This window comes from Cyanobium sp. BA20m-p-22 (assembly GCF_024346275.1).
Lineage (GTDB): Bacteria > Cyanobacteriota > Cyanobacteriia > PCC-6307 > Cyanobiaceae > Cyanobium_A.
This window is the reverse complement of the sequence record NZ_JAGQCQ010000285.1, coordinates 1-5,052: the sequence shown is the minus strand read 5'-3', so window position 1 is coordinate 5,052 and position 5,052 is coordinate 1. Positions and strand designations below refer to the sequence as shown.

Sequence of the window (5,052 nt, the reverse complement as noted above, 5' to 3'; positions counted from 1 at the left end):
TGAGCGCTCCGTGTCGATCGCGATCTTCGGCAGCGGCTATGTGGGCCTGGTCACCGGCACCTGCTTTGCCGCCGCAGGCGTGGAGGTGATCGGTGTGGATGTGGATCCCGCCAAGCTCTCCCGCCTGCAGCAGGGCGAATGCCCCATCTACGAGCCGGGCCTGCAGGCCCTGATGCAGGAAGCGATCGCCGCCGGCCGGCTCCGTTTCACAAGCGCTGCCGCTGCCGCCATCGCTGCCGCCAAGATCCTGTTCATCGCCGTGGGCACCCCCCCCGATCCAGACGGTCACGCCGATCTGCAATACGTGCTCGCCGTGGCCCGCTCCATTGGCAGCCACATGGACGCCCCGCGCATCGTGGTGACCAAGAGCACCGTGCCCGTCGGCACTGCCGACAAGGTGGCAGGCGCCATCCGCGCCGAGCAGCAGGCCCGCGGCGTGGAGATCCCTTTTGAGGTGGTTTCAAACCCTGAGTTCCTTAAGGAGGGCTCCGCCGTGGCCGATTTCCAGAGGCCAGATCGCATCGTGATCGGCAGCTCCAGCCCCGCCGCCATCGAGGCGATGTAGACGCAGTCCGGCGAGCTTGTCGAGCCGTAGGCCTTGTACGCCCCCTTCAACCGCAACCACGACCGCATCGTGGTGATGGACGTGCGCTCCGCCGAGCTCACCAAATACGCCGCCAACGCCATGCTGGCCACCAAGATCTCGTTCATGAACGAGCTGGCCAACCTGGCCGAACGGCTCGGCGCCGACATTGAGCGCGTGCGCATTGGCATTGGCTCCGACCCGCGCATTGGCTTCCAGTTCATCTGGCCCGGCTGCGCACCGCCCAGCAGGCCGGCTATGTGCCCGAACTGCTGCAGGCCGTGGAAGCCGTGAACCAGTTCCAGAAGCAACGCCTGCACCGCCTGATCAGCCAGCACTTCGGTGGCGGTGCCGGCCTGGCCGGTGGCGGTGCCCGCCGGTAGGGGGCTTGATCATGGGGAGCTGATACCCGCTGCAGGCGCTTGGCTGGGAACCCGTGAAACCACTGAGACATTGCGTGGCAGTATGGGCGTACTATGTGGTGATAGGAGCTAGTCGGCCTCGCTACGGTAATGAGAGATGTTGAAAGCCTTCCGGGGCTGCCTGCTCCGCTCCCGCGGCCCCGGCTGCTGGATCGACAGGGCTGGTCAACCCTTGTAGCTGGCGCCCTGCTGCTCCTGATTTCGTTCACCACGAATTACGGCGATGACAACCTCCTCCACTTCGGCACCCTCCAGACCCCTGAGCAGATCGGAGTGGGTCTCCACCTTGCCGCCCTGGCGGCGCTTGCTGGCGATGGTCAACTGGCGACCCGTCTACGACATCGAGCAGAGAGAACTCGAAAGCGAGAGGCGTACGAAGCAGCTCGAGAGCGAGATCGAGCAGCTCGACATCGAGAACAGGCGGCTCGCCGAGCTCGAATCCAGAATGGATGCCTTGTTGCTCAATGCCGATTCCTCCTCGCAGACACCGCCCGCAACCGGCTCCAACTAAGTGAAGCCCTGGCAGTGTTGCTGGAGGAGATCACGCCCCCAATAGCCTGAATGAACTGGGCTGCAGTTCGTGAGGCCCCGACCAGCTCAGAAAGTTCAATGCAACAACGGTCCTAACCCGCTCGGCAGGCGCCATTCCCTGCTGGCTGCGAGCGGAGTCCCGCCCAAAGCCGCCGCTATGGATGAAAAGGTCCAAGCCCCCGGTCCTGCCGGCATGGCCTGTGGTGAATGACCTGCTGACCCTGCCTTTGGCACAGCGGTTGGAGCTGGTCCAGACCCTATGGGACTCGATCGCTGCCGAGCAGGGAAAACCGGAGTTAAGCGATGCCGATGTGGTGCGCCAGAAGCACCCAGGGATCGAGGTGGCCTGGATCCAGCGGGTGATCGCCAACGCTTTTTTTGACCGGGGCTTCCTCAAAGTGCGCACCCGGTCTCAGCCCTCAGCCCCTGCTGCGCCCCCCAGTGGGTCCAGTGCCGCAGCAGCGGCAGCCAGGCCAGCGGGTCGCGGGGCATTAGCTCAGGGTGCTGGTGGAAGCAGCTTGGCCAGCTGGGCGGCCACAGCGGTGCGATCAGCTGCAACCAGCGCACCCAACCTGCCGAGCACCAGTCGCTCATCCAGGGTGAACAGCTTCAGGCGCACCACACAGGGCTGAGGCAGACCCGCAGCCAGCAGATCCTCAATCGGCCAATCCAGGGGCCAGGCGGATTGACGCGCCGAAGTGATCATCGCCAGCAGCACGTGGCCGCAGGCCTGCTGAAAGTCAGGCAGGGAGAGCACCAAAGCCGGCCGGCGCTTCTGGGCTTGCCGATCCGTGAACGGAAACGGCACCCGCACCACCGCAAACCGCTCAAAAGCACTCACAGCTCGGCGAAGGCCTGGTCATCCGCTGTGCCGCTCCATTCGCTCAGCGTGCCCTCGAGCCCCTGCAGATAGGCCACATCCAGCGGTGCCACGGCCCGCACCCGCACCGAGCCATCCTCCAGCTCCCAACTGAGCTGATCGCCCTGCCGCAGGCCCAGGGCCACACGCACCGCCTTGGGCACGGTGACCTGACCCTTGGCGGTGAGTGTGGCGACGTCCATCACGAGCCTCACGTGCACGACAAATGCTACGCCGAAAATGGTCGCCCGGTAAGACCTCCTTACCTAACGGCAGCGTAGCCAGGCCAAAGGGTCACGGGGCATTAGCTCAGGGGGCTGGGGGAAGCAGCTTGGCTAGCTGGGGGTCGAGCACTAGACGTTCATCCAGGGTGAACAGCTTTAGGCGCACCACCGCACTGCGGGCGAAACTACTCATAGATCGGCAAACGCTTGCTCGCGGCCCTGCAGATTCTTGAGCGTTGGCAATAGGCGATCAACCGTAGGCCTCGCTGCGGTGGGCTATCCGCACCACCAGCACCAACAACCGGTCATCCTCCAACTGACAGATCACCCGGTGGTCGCCCACCCGGTAGCGCCACAGGCCTGCCCAGTTGGCGGTCAGACCGTTGCCTCGCTGTCGTGGGTCGCCGCAGGAGGCCACCAGATCCTTTAGAAAGGCACCGATGCGCCTGGAAATCTGCCGGTCCAGCTTGCGCAGTTCCTTGGCAGCTGCGGGGGTGAACTCAATCCTCCAGGCCAAGGTCCTCCATCAACACGGCCAGGGGGATAGCTGCTTCTCCAGAACGGCGGTGGGCCTCCAGGGCGGCAGCCCCAAGGTAGGCGTCCTCCAAGTCATCGAGACCCTGCTCGATTAGCTCGCGCAGATAGAAAGCCTTGCTGCGGCCGGTGATCCGAGCGAGGCTCTCAAGCCGTGCCTCCACAGCCGGGTCAAGGCGGACGGAGGTGGGCATGGGTCCTCGTGAATCGCTGTAGTCATAGTAGTCCGCCTGGATGGCGCCAGCCGTCATCCACCCACTTTGATTCGATTAAACCAGGGGTCTCGGGCATTAGCTGCTCCTCAGCGCTCGGCCTCGATCACCAGCACCCCCGGCAGATCTGAGCCCAGCACCCCGTGCTTCCAGCTGGCGATGTGGTGCATGCGGGCTTCCGAGAAGCCGGCGGCTTGCAGTTGGCCCAGCACATCCCAGGCGGGAATGCGATACACCAGCGATCCCGCCTGCGGGCGCACCGGGTCGCCATGGAACTCCTGCTCAGTGAGATGGTCCAGCTCTCCGGTGCTCTGATTGTGCCTCACCTTCACGATCGCCTCTGTCTGCCCAAAAGCCAGCGGGCAGGTGGCCACCAGCCGCCCGCCCGGCCGCAGCACCCTGGCAGGCCTGCACCAGTACAGCTATTCCAAGTAGCCGTGACTGTAGTCAGAATGTCCAAGATCAGCTCCCTGACTGTTTTCAACAGGGCTGGCCACGAAAAAATGCCGTGAGCTGAGCCTTGCTGCCTCCTACCCAGGGCCACCAGGCGGCGGCAAAGGCCTCGTCATGCGCCCACAGCTGCAGGTCTCTGGCAGTCACGGCAAAACCTGCTGTCTGGGCCAGTTGCACCAACTGCGCCAGGTCTTTCGCCGCGCCGCACTGGGCTTGCAGGGCCGGCTCAGCCGCCACCGCTTGCAGGAACAGGCTGAGGGCAGGGCTTTTCATGGCCTTGAGAAAGCTGATCAGGTCATCCGGAAAAGCTCGATCGGGTGCAGTAGTCAAGTGCGACGTGGAAAGAGTTTTAGGCCGCCTAGATAGGGCAGGGCTACTCATCTTGGAATCCAAAAACCCAACTTTTCCACTAGCTCTTGATGGTCGAGCGTTGCTTTTAAACAAAAAACAAAACGGGACTAACTATTGGAAGTCATACCCATGGAAGCCATTTTCATCCCCACTCTAGAAACCTAGGGAAGGTTAGCGATGTTCAGTGTTTGCCCAGAGTCCATATTTTCTTGACCTGGAGTCTGAAAACGGCCGCGTCCCCAGCAGTGGCTTGACTCCCGGTGGCCTGATTGCGGGCTTTTTCGAGCTTGTTCAGCGTGACGCCCCCTGCAACTCGACCGAAGAGTCACGCCGGAATGTTGCGTAATAGTTCTCGCAAGCATGCTTCAGCTGCTCCCTATGCAACTGAGCCGAGTCTGCACAAGCAGAATTGTTAGTCGAAAAAGAATTGCGCCCCTGGGCAGCCAAGAACTGAGCCCTCATCTCCTTCGGCGACATGCCCCATCGTTCACGAAAAGCCCGACTAAATACTGCCACACTACTAAAACCAAGATGGATCGCCAATCGCCCAATCAAAATCTTACCTACCCCAGGAGAGCAAAGCCGCTCACGGGCTCGCTCAAGTCTTAACGACTGGACATAGGCCCTGACCCCTCCATATGGCTTGAACAACGCATAGACAGTGGAGCGCGAGCAATGAAAATATCTTCCCATCACCTGAGCATCGAGATCAGCGTGATGCAGCTGCCCCCTAATCCAATCCTGCATGGAGGAGAGCAATAACGGCCTCTCTTCCACGGCCACATCCACCAATGGCGTCACTAAGCAATCTTTAAAATATGCCCTAACCAGGGCCGACAATCCAGCACTCAATCCGGCCAAAGATTCATCCCCAGCTGAAGCC

At 62.1% G+C, this 5,052-nt stretch carries 11 protein-coding genes and 1 pseudogene; 4 read left to right on the top strand and 8 right to left on the bottom strand.

The window, feature by feature from the left end; all coding sequences use genetic code 11:
* Nucleotides 1-565 (top strand): nucleotide sugar dehydrogenase (locus tag KBZ15_RS18310; protein ID WP_255016659.1); only part of this gene is annotated, 565 nt, incomplete at its 5' end.
* 33 nt (nucleotides 566-598) lie between these two features.
* The gene (locus KBZ15_RS18305; RefSeq protein ID WP_255016656.1) at nucleotides 599-877 is read left to right on the top strand and encodes a hypothetical protein; all 279 of its coding nucleotides are present in this window, start codon (nucleotides 599-601) and stop codon (nucleotides 875-877) included.
* A gap of 293 nt (nucleotides 878-1,170) precedes the next feature.
* On the opposite strand, the gene KBZ15_RS18300 is transcribed toward KBZ15_RS18305, so the two are convergent.
* The gene (locus KBZ15_RS18300; protein WP_255016655.1) at nucleotides 1,171-1,326 is read right to left on the bottom strand and encodes a hypothetical protein; all 156 of its coding nucleotides are present in this window, start codon (nucleotides 1,324-1,326) and stop codon (nucleotides 1,171-1,173) included.
* Here KBZ15_RS18300 and KBZ15_RS18295 point away from each other — a divergent pair.
* Nucleotides 1,319-1,516: a hypothetical protein gene (locus tag KBZ15_RS18295; protein WP_255016654.1), complete on the top strand. Its 198-nt coding sequence runs from the start codon at nucleotides 1,319-1,321 to the stop codon at nucleotides 1,514-1,516. The two genes, KBZ15_RS18300 and KBZ15_RS18295, sit on opposite strands and share 8 nt — an antisense overlap.
* 181 nt (nucleotides 1,517-1,697) lie before the next feature.
* Nucleotides 1,698-1,832, top strand: a pseudogene (locus tag KBZ15_RS18775) (addiction module protein); the annotation flags it as partial.
* Between the two features lie 200 nt (nucleotides 1,833-2,032).
* On the opposite strand, the gene KBZ15_RS18290 reads toward KBZ15_RS18775, so the two are convergent.
* From KBZ15_RS18290 to KBZ15_RS18260, 7 genes are all read right to left on the bottom strand, one after another.
* The gene (locus KBZ15_RS18290) at nucleotides 2,033-2,377 is read right to left on the bottom strand and encodes a type II toxin-antitoxin system PemK/MazF family toxin (RefSeq protein WP_255016653.1); all 345 of its coding nucleotides are present in this window, start codon (nucleotides 2,375-2,377) and stop codon (nucleotides 2,033-2,035) included.
* A complete protein-coding gene (locus KBZ15_RS18285; RefSeq protein ID WP_255016652.1) occupies nucleotides 2,374-2,598 on the bottom strand; it encodes an AbrB/MazE/SpoVT family DNA-binding domain-containing protein in 225 nt (74 codons plus the stop codon). Before KBZ15_RS18285 ends, KBZ15_RS18290 begins: the two co-directional genes overlap by 4 nt.
* Nucleotides 2,599-2,869: 271 nt before the next feature.
* Complete coding sequence (locus KBZ15_RS18280; RefSeq protein ID WP_255016650.1) at nucleotides 2,870-3,136, bottom strand: type II toxin-antitoxin system RelE/ParE family toxin; 267 nt, start codon at nucleotides 3,134-3,136, stop codon at nucleotides 2,870-2,872.
* The gene (locus tag KBZ15_RS18275; RefSeq protein ID WP_255016649.1) at nucleotides 3,120-3,347 is read right to left on the bottom strand and encodes a DNA-binding protein; all 228 of its coding nucleotides are present in this window, start codon (nucleotides 3,345-3,347) and stop codon (nucleotides 3,120-3,122) included. Before KBZ15_RS18275 ends, KBZ15_RS18280 begins: the two co-directional genes overlap by 17 nt.
* Before the next feature lie 107 nt (nucleotides 3,348-3,454).
* On the bottom strand, nucleotides 3,455-3,763 hold the full coding sequence (locus KBZ15_RS18270) for a hypothetical protein (protein ID WP_255016648.1): 309 nt from the start codon (nucleotides 3,761-3,763) through the stop codon (nucleotides 3,455-3,457).
* 82 nt (nucleotides 3,764-3,845) lie between these two features.
* Entirely contained in the window at nucleotides 3,846-4,091 is a 246-nt protein-coding gene (locus KBZ15_RS18265) for a Nif11-like leader peptide family natural product precursor (RefSeq protein ID WP_255016647.1), read from the bottom strand.
* Nucleotides 4,092-4,460: 369 nt separating this feature from the next.
* Nucleotides 4,461-5,052: helix-turn-helix transcriptional regulator (locus tag KBZ15_RS18260; RefSeq protein WP_255016644.1), on the bottom strand; the 592-nt coding region annotated here is incomplete at its 5' end.

What these genes read in the sequence shown, in the direction of transcription:
- KBZ15_RS18295 (WP_255016654.1), top strand. Translation starts at nt 1,319, where the DNA reads ATGGTCAACTGGCGACCCGTCTACGACATCGAGCAGAGAGAACTCGAA.
- KBZ15_RS18285 (WP_255016652.1), bottom strand. Translation starts at nt 2,598, where the DNA reads ATGGACGTCGCCACACTCACCGCCAAGGGTCAGGTCACCGTGCCCAAG.
- KBZ15_RS18275 (WP_255016649.1), bottom strand. Translation starts at nt 3,347, where the DNA reads ATGCCCACCTCCGTCCGCCTTGACCCGGCTGTGGAGGCACGGCTTGAG.
- KBZ15_RS18265 (WP_255016647.1), bottom strand. Translation starts at nt 4,091, where the DNA reads ATGAAAAGCCCTGCCCTCAGCCTGTTCCTGCAAGCGGTGGCGGCTGAG.